Origin of the sequence: Actinopolyspora alba (assembly GCF_900112765.1) — a bacterium.
In the GTDB taxonomy this organism is placed as follows: Bacteria; Actinomycetota; Actinomycetes; order Mycobacteriales; family Pseudonocardiaceae; genus Actinopolyspora; species Actinopolyspora alba.
In genome coordinates, this window is sequence record NZ_FOMZ01000010.1 from 81,608 (window position 1) to 98,729 (window position 17,122).

Consider the following 17,122-nt stretch of genomic DNA (forward strand, 5'->3'; position numbering starts at 1 on the left):
ATGAGGTGTGACACTCGACCGGAGGGGACTGACGTGTGCGGCGGAACGGCAGTGGAGACACTCCGTAGACTCGTCGGGTGTCGGTAGTCGACGAGGTGCTCACCCAACTCTCCCGCCCGGTACGGCAGCTGGCGCTGCGATATCGCGAGCTGTTGAAGTTCGCGATGGTGGGCGCGAGCACCTTCGTCATCGACACGGTGATCTTCTTCGCGCTCAAGTGGACCGTGCTCGCCCCGAAGCCGGTCACGGCCAAGGTCGTGGCCGTGCTGGTGGCCACGATCGTCTCCTACGTCCTCAACCGGGAGTGGGCGTTCCGCACTCGCGGCGGCAGGGAGCGTCACCACGAGGCCAGCCTGTACTTCCTGTTCAGCGGTATCGCGATCGGGCTCTACGCCGCGCCGCTGTGGGTCTCCAGATACCTGCTGCACCTGCAGACGCCCTACACCACACCGCTGGTCGAGGAGATCGCGGACTTCACCTCGGGCCAGATACTCGGCGTGCTGCTGGGTATGGCGTTCCGCTGGTGGGCCTTCCGCCGCTGGGTCTTTCCCACCCGGGGAACGGAGACCACCGAGCGTCCCATCGAAGACGTCACAGAGCTCTCCAACGTCGAGCCCTTCCCTGTCGAGCGAGCCACCGTCGAACGCGCGGCGACCGAACGAGCGGCTGCCGACCTCGCCGCAGGCGAACACGGTGCCACCCCGAACAGCGCTTCCCACGGATCGGCCGAGGAGCACGACATCTCCCGTCCTGCCGCCGGGTGAAACCGCCCCGGAACCGGGTGGACCCCACCTAGGGATCCACCCGGGGATCCACGCACGCGGGGGGCGAGTTTTCGTACGTGGATCGCGGGAACCCGACCACGGCGCCGGACGAGGGCTCACGGCGCCGTGGTGGGCGACTCAGCGGAGTCGGAAGGTCGCCCGCTCCCGGTCCGCTCGGCTTCTGGGCCGTTCCACGACGAGCCTGCCCTCGCGGTGCGCGAGGTAGCTGTGCGGCTCGTGCGAGAGCCGGAAGGACACGCCGTCACGGTCGGCGAGCCCCTCGTCCCGGATGAATCCGCTGGCCCGGCCGTACTCGTCGCTGTCGGCGTAGGGCTCCACCACGGGCGAGCCGTCACTCACCCGGACGTGGTGGTCCGGAAGATCGACGCACCGCAGCGCCACCCTGCCGGGGTCGAGGAAGCCGGGCACGATGCGGAACTGGCTCCGCTCGACACGGTCGGCGACCCGATCGACGACCAGCCGGCCGCCCTGTCCGTGCCGCACGAAGGACTCCGGGCTGTCCAACGGCGAGAGCCGCACCACGGGCTCACCCTCGGCGATCGGTATCCCGAGTGCGGGCGTGCCGTCCGGGTACCAGTTCAGCCGCTGCACCCTGGTGTGGCGGTTCGGGTCGTACAGCGGATCGCCCTCGATCCCTTGGTAGGACCGCGCGTGGTAGACGAGCACGTCGGTCTCGCCGTCCTCGGCCACCGTGAAGGAGTTGTGCCCGGGGCCGTACCTGCTGTTGGCCTCGTTCGTCTCCATCAACGGCTGCGGCGACTTGGTCCAGGAAGCGGGATCGAGCAGATTCGCGCGGGCGTCGGCGGTCAGCAGCCCCACGCAGTAGTTGGCGTCGGTGGCGCTGGCCGAGAAGGTCATGAAGACCCGCCCGTTGCGGACCAGCACGTACGCGCCCTCGTTGACCTTGAAACCACGGGTCTCCCAGTCGGCGGTGGGCACCGCGATCCGGACCGGATCGCCCTTGATCGCCACAGGGGAGGCCATCTCGGCGATGTAGAGGTTGCTGTTGGTGTCGATGCCCGGTTCCGCCTGCGCCCACGCGTAGTACCTGGTACCCGCGTGCTCGAAGGTGGTCGCGTCGAGCGCGAAGGTGTCCCAGGCCGTGGTGATCTGCCCGCGCAGCTCCCACGCGTCCTCACGGGGGTCCTCGGCGCGGGATTCGAGCACGTACATCCGGATGCGGAACACGTCGTCGGAGTCACCGGCGGCGAAGTAGATGTACCAGCGGCCGTCGATGCGGTGCAGCTCCGGCGCCCAGATGTGGCCGCCCATCCGCCCGGACTTCGGGCGGCGCCAGACGGTGCGCTCCCCGGTGTGGGCCAGCCCCTCGATGGTGGGGGCGCCGCGCACCACGATGCGGTCGTACTCGGGCACCGATCCGGTCATGTAGTACATCCCCCGGTGGGGGTAGGTGATGAGCGGATCGGCGCGCTGCTCGATCAACGGGTCGCGGGTGGTCAGCACGCCGGAGCCCCGACCGGGATCCTGACCGTGTCCCCTGCCGGACCGCTGTGTCGCCGCGCTCGCCGAGGTGCCGAGCAGCGGCACGGCCGCCGCTCCCGCCGCTGCCGCTCCACCGCCGCGCAGCAGCGAACGGCGATTCAAATTGTTCTGCGTCATGTCGTACTCCTGTTCGGAGAAAGTGGCGTGGAGGCTTTCCGCGTTGTGAGGGGGTTTCCGTGTTGTGACCGGCGAAAGTGATGTTTCGGCTCAGCGGTGCCGAACCCCCACCACCTACGCAGTTCGCACCGCCGCGGGTTCTCCCGTGCGGCTCTCGCGAGGAAGGCCCGACGTTGTGTAGTGACTACCCGATGTCGGGCCTCCCCGGAGCGAGAGCCGTGCGAGAGGTTCCGCCACCCGAGCCCCTCGGGAAACCGGTCGGCGGATTCGACTCACTCGTCGTGCGTCTTGATCCGCATCACGGTGATCGAGTTGGCCGGGAAGGTGTGGCTGAAGCTCTCGTCCACGCCCCGTATCACCGACTTCTCGGGTTTGATCGGTCGCGATTCGGCGGTGTTGACCGCCTGGGGGTCGCCCTGCAGCGTGGTCAGCCGCGCCGTGTTCGCCAGCCGCGAGGCACCGCTGATGTCCAGCTGGGTACGTGCCCGGTCGTTCTGGGCGTTGACGACCTTGACGATCAGCTCACCGGTCTCGTTGTCCCTGGTGACCACCTGGCGGAACGGTTCGGCGTTCTGCTCGTCGGTGAAGCTGCCCCACTTCTCGCCGTCGAGGAACAGCGTCACCTGCCGGCCCCGGACCTCGACCCTGATGTCGTACTCCCGGCCGGTCTCGATGGTGGTGTCCTTGGACAGCACGGTCTGCGAGCTGCCCGCGGTGGTTTGCTGCACCGCCGAGCGGGTGTTGTTCCAGCCGCCCAGGTTCCACCAGTAGTAGTTGCCGGTTCCCTTGACGCCGAAGGCGACGAGGAACCCTTCGCTGCCCGCGCGCTTGGTGGCGGTCAGGTTCAGGTCGTAGTCGCTCCAGTTCTCGTCACCCGCCGTGACCATGGTGTTCTGCACCGAGGCGTCCGACTGCACGTAGGACCCGTTCTCGATCGACCAGTCGCCGGTGCCGGTGAGCTCGCTCCACTTCGACGCGTCGCCGGAGAAGTCGTCGGCCAGCAGTGTCTCGCCGTCGGCGGAGGTCACCCGCACGTCGTCGTAGGCCGCGCTGGTGTTCCAGGTGGACAGTCCCACCGCACCGCTGATCGGTTTCTCCTCGACCGGGGTCGAGGAGGCCTCGCTGGGCACGACCTCGTCACCGACGTTGTTGCCGAACAGCTTCTGGGCCTCGTAGCTGGCCGAGCCCCACGACCGGTGGTTGTCGAACCAGATCATGTCCGGAGTCCACTGCGGATCGTCCTCGTGGGCCAGCAGCGGTGCGTAGGAGCTCATCCGCACCACGTCGGCGTTGCGTTCCAGCCCGGTCATGAAGGCCGACTCGACCAGCGCGTTGTAGAACCTGTTGCCCTCCGAGGCGTACTCGGTCAGCGAGACCTTCGGCCCCGAACGGTCGTAGGAGTCGTAGCGCCGGTTGTTCTCCAGGAACCACCGCGGGTTGTTGTAGTAGTGCTCGTCGACCATCTCCGCGTTCTGCTCGCGGGCGAGTTCCCAAGCGCGTTCGAAGACGGCTCCGCTGTCGTCGGGCCCCGAGTTGGCGACCACGGTGATCCCGGGGTAGCGCTGCTCTATGGCGTCGCGGAACTTCTCGAAGTGCTCGTAGAAGTCCTCGGGGAGGTTCTCCTCGTTGCCCACGGCCAGGTGCGTGAGCCCGAAGGGCTCGGGGTGGCCCATGGCGGCTCGCTTGCCGCCCCACTCGGTGTCCACCGACCCGTTGGCGAACTGGATCAGGTCGAGGGTGTCCTGGATGTGGCGCCGCAACAGCTGCGGATCGTGGGTGGCCTCGTCCTCACCGCAACCGGTCACCAGGGCGGGCACCACCGGCAGCGGCATCGCGCCGATGTTCTCGGCGAACCGGAAGTACTCGTAGAACCCGAGGCCGTAGGACTGGTTGTAGCCCCAGAAATTGGCGTTGGTGGGACGTTGTTCGACCGGTCCGACGGTGTCCTTCCACTGGTAGGAACGGCGACGTTCCCAGTCGGGGGCCTGGTAGGACTCGTGGCTGCCGGTGTTGACCAGGCATCCGCCGGGGAACCGCAGGAAGCCGGGGTTGAGCGCTTCGATCTTGCGGGCGAGGTCCTCGCGCAGCCCGTTGGGTTCGTGTTTGAAGGTGTCACGGGGGAAGAGCGAGACCATGTCCAGCCGCACGGTTCCCGCACCGTGTCCGAGCACGCGCAGCCCACCGCTGTTGGTGTCGTCGTCCGCGACGAAGGTCCCGCTGTACTCGGTCCACTGATCGCCCCGGACCCGGAGCCGCATGGTGCGGCCGACCGGTGAGCCGGAGCCGTCGGTGGCGGTCACGGTCAGCGGGGTGCCGCCGGGTTGGTCGCTGCGGGCCCAGATCGAGAAGTCGTACTTCTCGCCTCGTTCCAGCGACATTCCGGAGTGGTATCCGGCGTTGGTCACCCCGTAGGCGGCTCGACCTCGGGCGTTCGGTCGCAGGCGCAGGTAGCGACGGTTGTTCTCGTTGAGCCGTTGGGCGTCGTCGACCACCTCGGCGGATCCTTCGGCGCCGCCGACCGAAGTGGTGCTCCAGCCGGTCATCGGGGTGTAGGAGGGGTTGTCCACGGTGTCGTACTCGAAGGAGCGGTTGCGCACCAGCTCCGCGTAGATGCCGCCGTCGGCGGCGTCGTTGATGTCCTCGAAGAAGACTCCGTGCATCGTGTCGGGGATCGACTTGGTCTCTCCCGCCGCATCCACTTGCAGCGAGTAGTCGATCGGTGAGCTTTCGGCGGTGTCCGCGAGAGCCGATGGCAGCAGCGCGCCGCCCAGCAGTACGGCTGTGGCCAGGCCGACCGCCGAGTGTAATCGGGACATGCGGGCTCCAAGTCCGTTTTCGGATGACCGAGATCCTCGTTGTTTGATATACCGAACTAAGTCCGGTATTCCGAAAAAGTAACCGCCCTCACACGGAAGGTCAACAGCATGTGACAGCGTGATTACCCCCGGACCGCCGCCGAGCTGGAATTATCGGCGCGCGGCGACACCGGGGACGAGGCGCCGGTGGTCGAAGACCGGTAAGCCGTCTCCGACGCGAGCTTTCACCCTGCTGGCAGCGCTTCCCGGTCGAACCGCACTACGTGCTGCCGTGGTTTCCGGTAGCGGCGTGCGGATTGGTCCGCTCGGCCGCCAATCCGCCGTCCGACATCGCGACGACGCGGTCGCACCGCTCCGCCACGCGGGGGTCGTGCGTGGCCACCAGGATCGAGGCGCCCCGCTGCCGCATCGACAGCAGCAACGTCACGATCTCCCGGGCCGTGGCGAGGTCGAGGGCGGCGGTGGGTTCGTCGGCGATGACCAGGTGGGGCTCGTTGACCAGTGCCCGCGCGATGGCGACCCGCTGCCGCTCGCCGCCGGAGAGTTCCGCTGCCCTGCGGCGCAGTGCCCAACCGAGCCCGACGCTTTCCACGGCCCGGCGGGCGCGTTCGAGCCGCTGCCGCCTGCCGATTCGCGGCCGGGTGTACTCCAGCGGGATCGTGACGTTGGCCGCGACGGTGTCGGACTCGACGATGGCGAACTCCTGGTGGAGGTAGCCGAAGAACTCGTTGCGCAGCCGCGCCCGATCCCGCTCCCGGGTGGGCGCGGGCTCGCCGCGCACGAGGAGTTCGCCGCTGGTCACCGGCAGGGTGAGCCCGAGCAGGTTCAGCAGGGTGGACTTGCCGCAGCCGGAAGGCCCCATCAGGGCCACCGCCTCTCCCACCCCGACCGAGAGCGACACCTCGCGCAGCGCCTCGACACGCAGCCTCCCCTGCCCGTAGGTCTTGGACAGTCCGGATGCCCGCAACAGGGCCATGATGGTTCACCGGCCTTTCAGCTCGTGTCCGCGCTGCTGTTTCACGGTCCAGCCCCACAGCCCCAGGAAGATCACCACGACCAGCACCGCCATCCACCCCGCCGCCGAGGCGAACGGACCGCCGAACAGCAGGAGCACGGCCAGCGGCGGCAACGGCGGGAGGAGGACCACGACGCCGACGAACCCGGCGAGCCGGACGGCGAGGTGCCCACTGCTCGCGCCGTGGGTGCGCCGGATCGCGAAGACCGCCCGCTCCCGATACAGCGTCCGCCGCGCGGTGACGGCGAACGCGAGCAGCACCAGCGCGAGGAAGGCCGCCATTCCGGCGACGTACATCGTGGCGGCGACCATGATCCCGGAGAGCCGCTTCGGCTGGTCGACCGCGACGCGGTGCGGCACGAGGTAGAGCTCGCCCGCCGCGTTGCCCGCGAGGTAGCCGTCGAGTTCGGCGTCACTCACGTCCAGCAGCACCGCCCGCGACATCGCCTCCTCGCGCTCGTACCGGTTGAGCCGGTGCAGACTCTCCGGTGGCAGGTTCAGCACCACCCGCTCGTCCAGCGGCACCGCGCCGAGATAGGTCTCGAAGTGGGTTGCGGAGCGGGGCAGCCGCTCGAAGTCGGTGAAGGTGTGGCCCGCGATCCCGACCGGCTCGGCCGGTGGGGCCGCCTCGGCGCCGCGCATGGCGCAGGGAGCGGGTTCGCAGAGCTCCAGGTCGGGCACGGTCTCCGCCAGCTCCGAGCCGATGAGCAGCACCGTCGGCACACCACCCGCGAAGTCCGGATCGTCGACCCGCGCGTTTTTGATGACGGCGGTGTAGGCGCGCTCCGCGCGGATCATGTCGACGAGATCGGCGACCGTCCGATCGGGCACCGAGGTGACCTCGGAGGCGCCGTAGTACGGCTTGAAGACCACCGCGCCGTGCTCGCGCAGCTCGTGGCCGCCGCGCAGCGCCTTGAACTGGACGAGCACGTCGACGAGCAGCACGACCAGCACCACGCAGGCCAGCCCGATCATGGCGGCCAGCGACAGCATGGTGGGCCGGCGCCGCAGCGCCATCCGGGCACCACCCCGGAGTTCACCCGGCACGCCCCACCTCGCTTCGCACTCGGGTTCCGAGCACTGCGGCCAGCAGCCACGTCGGCGCCGCCAGCAGCAGCCCGCTCGTCACCGCGGCGGCCATGACCAGCCAGTCGGCCCGATCCGGTGGCCGGAGACCGACCAGCGACACCAGTGCTCCCGTGATCGCCGCCCCGAGCACGATCCCCAGCAGTTGGAACGGCAGGCCGCGCGGCCACACCTGCCGCACCAACCGGGCACGGGTGGCACCGTGCCGGGTCCGGATCGCGAACTCACCGGCCCGGTCACGCAGCCCCAGCGTCCAGAACAGCATCGCCGCCAGGTACCCGGCACCCAGCAGCGCGCCGGTGGTTCCCACCAACGGGTCATCGCGGAGGTGTTCCCACAACGGCACGCGCTCCGTCGAGAAGTCCGCGAAACCGGCTCGATACGCGATGTCCCGAATCTCGGCGAGCTCGCCGGGGTCGTCGGTGTCGACGAGGTACTGGCCGAGCGGCAGCGGGTACTCGGCGAGCGGACGGACGTACTGCAAATCATCGGCATCCTCGGGCGGAGAGACCGTGCCGACGATCTCGACATCCTCGGGCACCAGCGCCGGGGAACTCCCCCGCAGCCACTGCCACTGCGAGTAGGTGCCCTCGAACGCGTAGGCCCGCCGCGCCCGGCCCGGCTCGTGCTTCCCCGTGGGATTCGGCGGGGTGTACCAGGGCAGCACGCCCGCGGGATCGGCCACCACCAACCGGGGCGGGCCGTCACCGGCGGGAGCGACGACCAGCGTCAGCGAGTGCTCGACGAGGTATTCGCGCAGCTCGACCGCCGCCTCGGGCCGGGCCGCCGGATCGACCTGCTGCGGCCCGTGACCGAGCGACAGCTTGGTCACCGCGCCCGGCAGCTCGTAGGTGGTCTCCTGGTAATCCTCGAGCGACCAGTGCACCGCCCACGCGGCGAACGCGCTCAGCACCCCCAGCAGCAGACCGCTGACAACCAGCTTCACCCGCATGCGCGGTTCCGCATCGCCACCGGGCACCTCCGCGAGAAAGATCATCGCGACGGTAGCAACCTTGGCTCGCGGACAAGGCCGAAAACGGCGATCCGATGAAGATGATCACATCGTTCCGGACCGGCTCAGCATAGAGCCGAAGGAGCGTCCCGGGTCGGGAACCACCGAGGACAACGCGGTTCACCGTGCTGGACGAGTCCGCCCGGAGCAACCCGGCCCACTGGGATCAACCCGGTTCGCCGGGCTCAGCGCGGGGTGGAGTCGGTCTGCCACGGGACCCCGAGCACGTCGTCGGCCCTGGCCACCGGCAGGTAGATCTCGAAGGTGGCCGGACGGCTCAGCTCCAGCCGACCGCTGTCGGCCTCGACGAGGGCTCGGGCCAGCGCCAACCCCACGCCGGTGGAACCGCCACCGGAGAAACCACGGGTGAACACGTGCGGCGCCAACTCCTCGGGAACCCCGCCGCCGCTGTCGGCCACCTGCACCAGCACGGTGCCGCTGCCGTACTTGGCGGACAGCGTGACGGTTCCCTCGCCGTGCCGCAGCGCGTTGTCCAGCAGCACCCCCAGCGCCTCGCGCAGCCGCGCCGGGGTGGCCCTGGCCAGCAGGCCCTTCTCGATCCGCTGCCGCAGGGTGCGTCCCTGGGAGCGGAACTGTTCGCGCCACTCCTCGGCGACCCCGGAGAGCTCGGCGGAGACGTCGAGCGGTTCGGCGTCGCGCGCCCTGGCGGCGGTGGCGGCGGCCAGCAGGTCGTCCAGCACCCCGGACAGCCGTTCGGCCTGCTCCAGCGCGGCGCCCGCCTCCTCGGCGGTCTCCTCGTCCTCGGTCTCGGCCAGCGCCTCCAGCCGCAGCTGCAGCGCGGTGAGCCTGCTGCGCAGCTGGTGGGAGACGTCACCGACCAGCTCGCGTTCCCGCTGCATGAGCTGCGAGAGCGCGGCCCCGGAGGCGTCGAGCGCGTCGGCGACCCGGTCGAGCTCGGGCACGCCGTGCCGTTTGGGGTCGGGCCGGAAGTCCCCCGCCCCGAGCCTGCTGGCCCGGTCGGCCACGTGGCGCAGCGGGTCGGCGAGCCTGCGCGCGGTGACGATGGCGACGAAGCCGCCGGTGGCGGCCGAGAGCACCGCCAGCAGCGAGATCCCGCCCGCGACCTGGAGCTGCTGGGTGCGCACCGGGGAGCTGGGCACCGCCAGCCGCACGGTGCCGCTCTGCACCATCGACACCGTCTCGACCAGCGGGTCCTCACCGGGATCCGTGCCGTAGGTGTAGGTGCGGTCGCTGATCCGGACGGTCAGCCTGGCGTCGTCGGGCACCACCAGCCGGACGTTGGACAGTTCGATCGGTTCACCGGCGGCGACCTGCTCGTCGAGCCGGGTCGCGATCTGCTGTGCCCTGCCGGACAGGTCCCCGCGCGTGATGTCCTCGACCAGCTTCAGCGCGCTGACCACGAGCGGGATACCGAGCACGAACGCGGTGACGGCGACGGCCAGCAGGGTCGCCTGCAGCAGTCGTTTGCGCATTGGTTGGGCTTTTCCGATCGGGTTGTCGGGATGATTCCGCGCGGGAAGCAACCGAGGTCACGGGCTGGCGGCGCGGGAAGTCCGATTCCCCGATTGTTCGCGGGATCAGTCGGTGTTGAACCGGAAACCGACGCCGCGCACGGTCGCGATCCGCTGCTCGGCGGTCCGGTAGTGGCCGTCACCGAGCTTGCGGCGCAGCCAGGAGATGTGCATGTCCAGCGTCTTGCTGCCCTTGCGGCTGGGTTCGGGCCAGACCTGCTCCAGGATCTCCTCCCGCGTGACCACTTCCCCCGCGTGCCACATGAGCACGCGTAACAGCTCGAACTCCTTGTTGGCCAGCTGAACCTCCTCGTCGTCGACCAGCACCCGCCGGGCGGTGAGTTCCAGCCGGACGCCACCGGCCTCCAGCGTCTCGGGCGAGTTGCGCCGCAGCAGCGCGCGGATACGCGCCATGAGTTCGGCCAGCCGGAAGGGCTTGGCCACGTAGTCGTCCGCACCGGCGTCCAGCCCCACGACGAAGTCCACCTCGTCGGTGCGCGCGGTGAGCATGAGCACCGGTGTTCCCCTGCCGCGGGCGCGGAGTCTGCGACACACCTCGAGCCCGTCCATCCCGGGAAGCCCGAGGTCGAGTACCAGCAGGTCGACACCTCCCGCGCAGGTCTCACGCAACGTCGCGTTGCCGTCCTCCAGCACCCGCACCGAGTAGCCTTCCCGCTGCAGCGCCCTGGACAGTGGCATCGCGATGGCTGGATCATCCTCGGCCAGCAGCACTACGCTCACGGCTCCCAGCCTAGTTGCACTCGGAGCCCCCGAGCCGGTGTGTCGCCGTGCGTGCACCGAGGGCGGGGTTTTCCCCTCACGGGCGCGGCGATTTCTCGAGAAATTGACGGAGCTCTGGTACCGCACCGCCGCACTTGGGCGACGATTTCGCGAGGAATCGACGCCCGGCCGAGTGCCCGGTTGGGTGGGTGCCCGGTTGGGGGCGCAGGGGGCTGCGAGAGTCCGGCGACCGCGGGGCACCCGGTGCCACCACCGGGTGGGTGCGGCGGCGGTGGTCTATAGGCTGCGGGCGTGAGCGCAGTTACCGATCACGAGCTGGCGCAACGCCTGGCCGACCGTGCCGACGAGATCACCACCGCCCGGTTCCAGGCGGCCGATCTGCGGACGACGAGCAAGCCCGACCGGACTCCGGTGACCGACGCGGACGTGGCCGTGGAGGACGCGGTGCGCGCGGAGCTGGCCGAGCACCGCCCGGACGACGTGGTGGTGGGTGAGGAGCGCGGCGGCAGCGCGACGACCGGGCGCAGCTGGATCATCGACCCGATCGACGGGACCAAGAACTTCCTGCGCGGGGTGCCCGCGTGGGCGACGCTGCTGGCGCTGGTCGAGAACGGGGCGCCGGTGATCGGTGTGATCAGCGCTCCGGCGTTGGGGCGGCGCTGGTGGGCCGCCGCTGGTGAGGGTGCTTATCGGCGGGTCGGTGCCGAGGGTGACGCGGAGCGAATCTCGGTGTCCGGGGTGACCGAGCTGGGCGACGCATATGTCTCCACCACGAATCTGGGCAGCTGGACCGAGCTGGAGCGGCGCGCGGACTACCTGCGGCTGGTGGACAGCTGCTGGGAGAGCCGGGCTTTCGGGGACTTCTGGCACCACTGCCTGGTGGCGGAGGGCGTGATAGATCTGGCGGCCGAGCCGCTGGGCAATCCCTGGGACCTCGCGGCGGCGCAGGTGATCGTCGAGGAGGCCGGGGGCGGCTTCACCGACCTGGCGGGCGAGCCGCGCTTCGACGGCGGCAACGCGCTGAGCTCCAACGGCGCGCTGCACCGGGCCGCGCTGCGCGCGCTGGACGGCTGAGGGGCCGATTGGTTGCCGGGGCACCTTGCCGGACGGGGTGACGCGCAGCTGATCGGCGGGGGCGCGCCGGATGCGCTGGTTGCTTTGAATTCGCGCAGTGGGCTGGGCACGCGCGGCACGCAGCGCACTGTAACCCAAGGCATCGCCGGGTAGCGCTCGATTTTCCCGAGGAATGAGCACTACCCGCGCGCCGATCGCCGCGTGAGTCCGCAGCTCGTCCCCGGGTGCGCGGGGCCTACGACAGGAGCAGCACGTCATGACTGATCAACCGAGGTCCATCCCCGCGTGCGCGGGGCCTACACTCACTGCGCTGGGATGTTAGCAGCGCGAGTGCGCGTTGAGAACCACTCCGTCACGACTCGGCCTCGGTCGAACGACTGAGGGATCGGATTCGCCGGATCAGTTCCCTGAGCGGTGCCGCCAGCTCGGGGTGATCACCGATCTCGACTCGGCGCAGTAGCCGAGCCGCCACGTGCAGCAGCGCGATCTCGCCGTTCGGGGTTTCCAGCACGTCGGCGAAGGTCCGCCACACTGTCTCGGCCGTTCGCGGCGCGAGCAGGCTGTAGCAGTACAGCGTGGCCGCGTCGGTGCCCACTGGTCCACGTCCCCACAGCGTCCAGTCGAGCAGCCCGAACTCGGGGCAAAGCAGGTTCGTCCAGTGCAGGTCCCCGTGCACGGTTTCCCAGCGTCCTGCGCTCTCCCATCGCCGCACCCCGTGGTGCGCGCCGACTCGTTCGAGCCGTTCGGCGACTTCCGCCGCGTTCTTGTGCTCGCGTTCGGTGGGAATGGTGGCCAGGTGATCGAGCCCGCTGCGCAGTTCGCGCCACCAGGAGTCGGGGAGCTGGATCTCTTCGTGGAGCGCGTCTTCACCACCGCAGGGTTGCCCGGCCAGGTGGGTCATCAGCTCTGCGCGTTGGCGTCGGATACCGGGGATGTCCCATTCGTGGGTGTCGAGCACGCGGGGTTTGCGGATGCCGGTGACGGCGTTCGCGTCGGTGTTCCCCCGCCACCGGTCGCCGTGGGCCCAACGGGGTTCCTCGGTGACCACGCGCAGCCAGTACCGCCCGTCGGCGCCGAACGCGGGAGCCCCGATGGACAACAACCGCCAGCCGTAAACCGGTTCGCCGAGAGCGCTGAGTCCGAAGTGTTCGGCCGCGTGGTCGAGGTTCGCACGCATCCAGGCGGCGAACTCGCGGTCGGCCCGGGCGATCTCGGACTCGGTGGGACTCATGTGTCCAGCAGGTGACGCAGATAGGCGTCGGGGTTGTCGAGATAGCGCCGCCAGTGGTCGACCAGCTCCAGGTATCGCCACTCGACGCGGTCGATCCCCCGCTCGCCCACTTCGAGGATATCCGCACCGGGAGTGGAGGCCAGGATCGGCGAGTGGGTGGAGCAGACGACCTGGGCACCGCTCTCGCCGAGCTGATGCAGCAGCGCCACCAACCGCAGACAGGAAGTGAAGGACAGCGCGGCTTCGGGTTCGTCCATGACGTAGAACCCCGGGCTGGCCATCATCTCGTGGAACACGGTCAGGAAGCCTTCGCCGTGCGACATCGAGCTGGTGTCCGGCTCCCAGTAACCGGGGACGCCGCCGAGTCGCTCGGTCATCCGGAAGGCGGTCTCCGCGCGCAGGAAGAACCCCTGCTTCTTCGAGCGCGGCCCGCCGAGCATCCGCGAGCCCGCCGGGGTCGTCTCCAGGTTCAGCCGCTGCCCGAGTTCGGTCGTGCCCGGTTCGGGGTGCCCGCGCTTCGCGGCGAGCTTGCCTCCGTAAGAGTCGAGTCCGAACGCTTCGGCGACGGCCTCCACCAGCGTGGACTTGCCGGAACCGTTGTCCCCCACCAGGAACGTCACCGGAGCCCGGAAAGTCAGGCCGTGTTCGACGAGTTCGGCCACGCACGGCACCGTGAACGGCCACCGACCGCGTTCGGCGCGGTCGGGGGCATCCCGCTCGCGTACGCGGGCTCGTCGCACGAACACCCGGCAGGTCTCCTAGACGTCGTAGTTCGGCTGGCACCCGCCCTTGGGACCACACGGACCCGCGCCGGTAGGCCAGCACGAAGGACTGCAGGCTGGACCGCAGTTCGGTCCACACTTAGGATCGCACGCCGCTTCAGGGACCGTGCCGAAGTGGTCACGCAGCTGTCGTTCGACGGAGTGCATACGATTACCGGCGAGGATTTCGGACAGGGTGTTCTGGCGGGCGTTTCCGACGGGCATCCAGCGGGCGAATACGCAGGGCCACACTTCACCGTCGCAAGCGATCGCGACCGCGCCGTCGCCGCAGTGTCCGCACAGTTGGTCCAGGCCGGTCTCGTCTTCCCGGACGCCGCGACCAACCTGACGCAGCCGGTCGGTTCCGATATCGGTGACTCCGAGTTCTCGCAGTTCGGCCACGGCCTGTTCGCTGCGTTGCGTGTCTGCGAGATCCACCACCCCCACTCGCAGCGGTATCGAGCGGCGGACGGCTTCGGCGATGTTGGCCTTCGTCCGTGCGTGGGTGTCGCGCCGTGTCACAGCCGCGTGTTCGGACGGATCGTCGGAATAGTACGAGGTCGCCAGCCGCACTCCCGGCCGAGAGAGCACTTCCCACATGGCGGGGCGCACGTGTACCAGGTTCGAGAACACCTCGACGTGCATTCGTCTGTTCAGGGCGTGGTCCACCAGAGCGGAGCAGGAGGGGTGCAGGGTGGGCTCGCCCCCGATGAACTGCACCAGCCGAGTACCGAGCCGTCCGGCTTGATCGAGGACGTTGCACCAATCGGCTTCGGTCATGTTTCCGTGGCTGCCGCGAGGGCCGGAATCGGCGTAGCAGTGAGTGCATTCCAGCTGACATTTTCCGGTGATCTCCAGCCAGACGAACGACAAGTCGCGCACCGCGACCTCCAATAAAAGTCGGCGATCTCGAACACGTTCCACCGGCGGCGTTGTCAGAACGCCGCTCGGCTTCGAACAGACAACGGGTGTTTCCCGCCTTCACGGCTGGTGAGGCGGGTCCCCGCCCGGCCGGGTGGGAGCGGGGAGGGAGGCCCGGCCGGGCGGGGTTTGGTGGTGGCGGTGCGTACATTTCGTGGGAAATTGTCGCCCCGCCACCGATGGCCCGGGGTGTGTCTCGGCGGTTGTCGGGGGTTGGCCGAGTGCACGGTTCCGGGCCGGTCTTCACGGGGAGTGGACTGCGGGGGACGGAAGATCAGAATGGTGCTGAGGTGTCTAGAGGCGGTGCAACCCGTCGAGAACGCGGCGCATGAGTGCCAGCTCGGAGTGTTCCGATGCCGATGCGGATTCAGGGGAGGCTGCGGAAATGGCGGGAGCGGTATTCACGGTGGTCGGGCTGGCGAGATGATGCGGCGCTGCCGGTGCCGGTTCCAAAGACGGTGCCACGGGGGCCGGTGGGTCAAGGCGGAACAGGTGCGGATGCTCGTCCGGGTCGCACAGCGGCCAGCCGATCAGCTCGGTGGTGGGGCGTTCGTCCCGGAAATACGACTCCAGTCGGAGTGCGGCCAGGCGCCTGGCGGCCGGGCCGCTGCCACCGGCATGGCGGGGCCGGTAACTGACCCGGTTGCCCCAGCCGCCCAGCACGATCGCGGTGGCGGCCAGCACCACGGCGGTGGAAAGCAGCATCGCCGGATGCGTGCTCACTCCGCATCACCCCGCCTGCGGAACTCGTCCGGCGGGTCGATCGACCCCGATTCCGGCGGGTTTCCGCCGCCGAAGGCCAGTCCGGCGGCGTAGTCCCGCAGCTCATCCGACAATCGCTGCAGCACCCCGGCGAGTTCGGCGCACTGCCTCGGGGTGGCCTGCCGCGCCGGGATGTCGTAGGAAGCCTGTTCCAGCTTCCACTGCTCGTGGGCAAGCCACATGCCCAACCTGCCCGCATAACTGGTCATCGAGCATCACTCCCAGTCCGCACCGCAGCGTGCAGCACATCCCGCAGCTGAACCGCCTGCTCGACCGTCCACACCGTCCGGTTGAACACCGTCGGCGTCTCGATCCGAATCACCTCCGGCGTCCACCGCGAGATCCACACCAGCAACGACGACGACCACCCCGACTCGTTGCCACACCACACCCGCACACCCGGATGACGCACCTCGTAGCTGGTTGGCATTCCGCGCACTCCATACGTTCAGGAGCGACGAAGCGTCGTCGCTCTCCTTCGTTCTGACATTGCGACAGTATTTTGTCGCACGCACCAATAACAATAATTCGATCGAGTGATGCTGCTACAAAACTTCGGATCTGCGACATACTCTTGTCGCATGACAAGCACCAAACGTACTTCGCCCAGAGCACGCGCCCTTGGCGCAGAATTGCGGGATTTTCGCGAGCAAGCTGGAATGACCGTGCGCGACGTAGCAGAGCGCCTCGGCGGGCATCACTCGAAATACGCCCGACTTGAAACCGGACAGACTCCCCAATCACCGGAAATCGTCGTCGCACTGTTGGCGACATACGGAGCGTCGGAATCCGAACGCGACAGGTTGGCGTCGATGGCACGCGATGCGACAGAGGAAACGAACTGGATCAAGCCAAGAGACCGATCGGTGAATCCCGACCTGACCACACTGATCGAGTTCGAGCGGACAGCCACTTCGATCGTGGACGTGTCACCGATCATGATTCCGGGACCATTGCAGACCGCCGACTACGCACGAGCGGTCATGGCGAGCGGGATGCGCGCCGAGGAGCTCGAAGCACACGTCACCATGCGGATCGGACGCCGAGACGTGCTCACGCGACGGAACCCCCCACGACTCCACTTGTTCATCGGCGAATGGGCGCTCCGTGAACCGATGGGTAGTGCCGAAGTGATGGCTGACCAGCTACGACACCTTGCCAAGATGGCAGAGCTCGACAACGTGACTCTGCGGGTCGTACCCAGCAGAACCGGCGGCTGGACTCCGGCCCACGCAGGTCATTTCCTCCTGTTCGAGTTCGCCAAGGCAGCCCCGGTCGTGCACGTGGAACACCTGCAGTCCGACGCTTTCCTGAGTAGCTCCGGGGAGATCGAGGCGTATCAGAACGCGGTAGCTAACCTCCGTGACGTAGCGATGAGCCCAGAGGACTCCACGGAACTCATCGCCAGTGTCATAGCCGAGCTGGAGGACAGTCTGAAATGACGTTACGCCCCCGAAATTGGCAAAAGTCGAGCCGCTCGAACCAACACTCACACTGCGTCGAAGTCGCCCGCACCCATGACGGCGCCGCCGTGCGCGACACCAAGAACCGCGCCGCCGGACACTTTACCACCACCCACCAGCAGTGGGCGGCGTTCCTCAACGCGGTCAAGACCAACCGCTTCGACTGAAACCACGGCAGCAACACAGCGCCTCTGGAGCGGTCCAGAGGCGCTTTTGCTCTCTCTAACCCCGCATGCGCGGGGCCTACGCCAATTTCACGGTCGCCAACAACCCCACTCGTGGTCCATCCCCGCGTGCGCGGGGCCTACACTCACTGCGCTGGGATGTTAGCAGCGTGAGCGC

17 protein-coding genes are annotated in these 17,122 nt (G+C 68.6%); 4 read left to right on the plus strand and 13 right to left on the minus strand.

Annotation, left to right across the window (positions count from 1 at the left end; genetic code table 11):
* Positions 1–77 precede the first annotated feature (77 nt).
* Positions 78–764 carry a GtrA family protein gene (locus BM150_RS16130; RefSeq protein ID WP_245755534.1) on the plus strand — a complete coding sequence of 229 codons (687 nt, stop codon included), beginning with the start codon at positions 78–80 and terminating at the stop codon, positions 762–764.
* A gap of 138 nt (positions 765–902) precedes the next feature.
* Here BM150_RS16130 and BM150_RS16135 read toward each other — a convergent pair whose 3' ends face one another.
* The 7 genes from BM150_RS16135 to BM150_RS16165 all read right to left on the minus strand — a co-directional run bounded on the left by BM150_RS16135 (position 903) and on the right by BM150_RS16165 (position 10,568).
* On the minus strand, positions 903–2,405 hold the full coding sequence (locus tag BM150_RS16135; RefSeq protein WP_092928123.1) for a family 43 glycosylhydrolase: 1,503 nt from the start codon (positions 2,403–2,405) through the stop codon (positions 903–905).
* 272 nt (positions 2,406–2,677) lie between these two features.
* Positions 2,678–5,221 carry an alpha-L-arabinofuranosidase C-terminal domain-containing protein gene (locus BM150_RS16140; RefSeq protein WP_092928124.1) on the minus strand — a complete coding sequence of 848 codons (2,544 nt, stop codon included), beginning with the start codon at positions 5,219–5,221 and terminating at the stop codon, positions 2,678–2,680.
* Positions 5,222–5,480: 259 nt separating this feature from the next.
* Positions 5,481–6,197 (minus strand): ABC transporter ATP-binding protein, encoded by a 717-nt coding sequence (locus tag BM150_RS16145; RefSeq protein WP_092928125.1) that lies wholly within the window; start codon positions 6,195–6,197, stop codon positions 5,481–5,483.
* Between the two features lie 6 nt (positions 6,198–6,203).
* Complete coding sequence (locus BM150_RS16150) at positions 6,204–7,283, minus strand: hypothetical protein (protein ID WP_092928126.1); 1,080 nt, start codon at positions 7,281–7,283, stop codon at positions 6,204–6,206.
* Positions 7,273–8,274 (minus strand): hypothetical protein, encoded by a 1,002-nt coding sequence (locus tag BM150_RS16155; RefSeq protein WP_139219559.1) that lies wholly within the window; start codon positions 8,272–8,274, stop codon positions 7,273–7,275. Before BM150_RS16155 ends, BM150_RS16150 begins: the two co-directional genes overlap by 11 nt.
* 245 nt (positions 8,275–8,519) lie before the next feature.
* Positions 8,520–9,788: an ATP-binding protein gene (locus BM150_RS16160; RefSeq protein WP_092928128.1), complete on the minus strand. Its 1,269-nt coding sequence runs from the start codon at positions 9,786–9,788 to the stop codon at positions 8,520–8,522.
* 105 nt (positions 9,789–9,893) lie between these two features.
* Complete coding sequence (locus BM150_RS16165) at positions 9,894–10,568, minus strand: response regulator transcription factor (RefSeq protein WP_092596070.1); 675 nt, start codon at positions 10,566–10,568, stop codon at positions 9,894–9,896.
* A 291-nt stretch (positions 10,569–10,859) separates the two neighbouring features.
* On the opposite strand from BM150_RS16165, the gene hisN reads away from it, so the two are divergent.
* The gene (gene hisN, locus BM150_RS16170) at positions 10,860–11,642 is read left to right on the plus strand and encodes a histidinol-phosphatase (protein ID WP_092928129.1); all 783 of its coding nucleotides are present in this window, start codon (positions 10,860–10,862) and stop codon (positions 11,640–11,642) included.
* 352 nt (positions 11,643–11,994) lie between these two features.
* Here hisN and BM150_RS16175 read toward each other — a convergent pair whose 3' ends face one another.
* From BM150_RS16175 to BM150_RS16200, 6 genes are all read right to left on the minus strand, one after another.
* Positions 11,995–12,873 (minus strand): hypothetical protein, encoded by an 879-nt coding sequence (locus BM150_RS16175; protein ID WP_092928130.1) that lies wholly within the window; start codon positions 12,871–12,873, stop codon positions 11,995–11,997.
* Entirely contained in the window at positions 12,870–13,619 is a 750-nt protein-coding gene (locus BM150_RS16180; protein ID WP_217641686.1) for an AAA family ATPase, read from the minus strand. The genes BM150_RS16175 and BM150_RS16180 overlap by 4 nt, the downstream gene beginning before the upstream one ends.
* A 12-nt stretch (positions 13,620–13,631) precedes the next feature.
* Complete coding sequence (locus tag BM150_RS16185) at positions 13,632–14,516, minus strand: radical SAM protein (protein WP_217641687.1); 885 nt, start codon at positions 14,514–14,516, stop codon at positions 13,632–13,634.
* A gap of 333 nt (positions 14,517–14,849) precedes the next feature.
* Positions 14,850–15,278 (minus strand): hypothetical protein, encoded by a 429-nt coding sequence (locus tag BM150_RS16190; protein WP_092629494.1) that lies wholly within the window; start codon positions 15,276–15,278, stop codon positions 14,850–14,852.
* Positions 15,275–15,526 carry a hypothetical protein gene (locus BM150_RS16195; RefSeq protein ID WP_092629492.1) on the minus strand — a complete coding sequence of 84 codons (252 nt, stop codon included), beginning with the start codon at positions 15,524–15,526 and terminating at the stop codon, positions 15,275–15,277. Before BM150_RS16195 ends, BM150_RS16190 begins: the two co-directional genes overlap by 4 nt.
* On the minus strand, positions 15,523–15,747 hold the full coding sequence (locus BM150_RS16200) for a hypothetical protein (protein WP_092928243.1): 225 nt from the start codon (positions 15,745–15,747) through the stop codon (positions 15,523–15,525). The genes BM150_RS16195 and BM150_RS16200 overlap by 4 nt, the downstream gene beginning before the upstream one ends.
* A 151-nt stretch (positions 15,748–15,898) precedes the next feature.
* Here BM150_RS16200 and BM150_RS16205 point away from each other — a divergent pair, with 151 nt between their 5' ends.
* On the plus strand, positions 15,899–16,759 hold the full coding sequence (locus tag BM150_RS16205) for a helix-turn-helix domain-containing protein (protein ID WP_175496866.1): 861 nt from the start codon (positions 15,899–15,901) through the stop codon (positions 16,757–16,759).
* Positions 16,756–16,947, plus strand: a complete 192-nt coding sequence (locus BM150_RS16210) for a DUF397 domain-containing protein (RefSeq protein WP_092928132.1) — start codon at positions 16,756–16,758, stop codon at positions 16,945–16,947. The genes BM150_RS16205 and BM150_RS16210 overlap by 4 nt, the downstream gene beginning before the upstream one ends.
* The last annotated feature ends 175 nt before the right edge of the window (positions 16,948–17,122 follow it).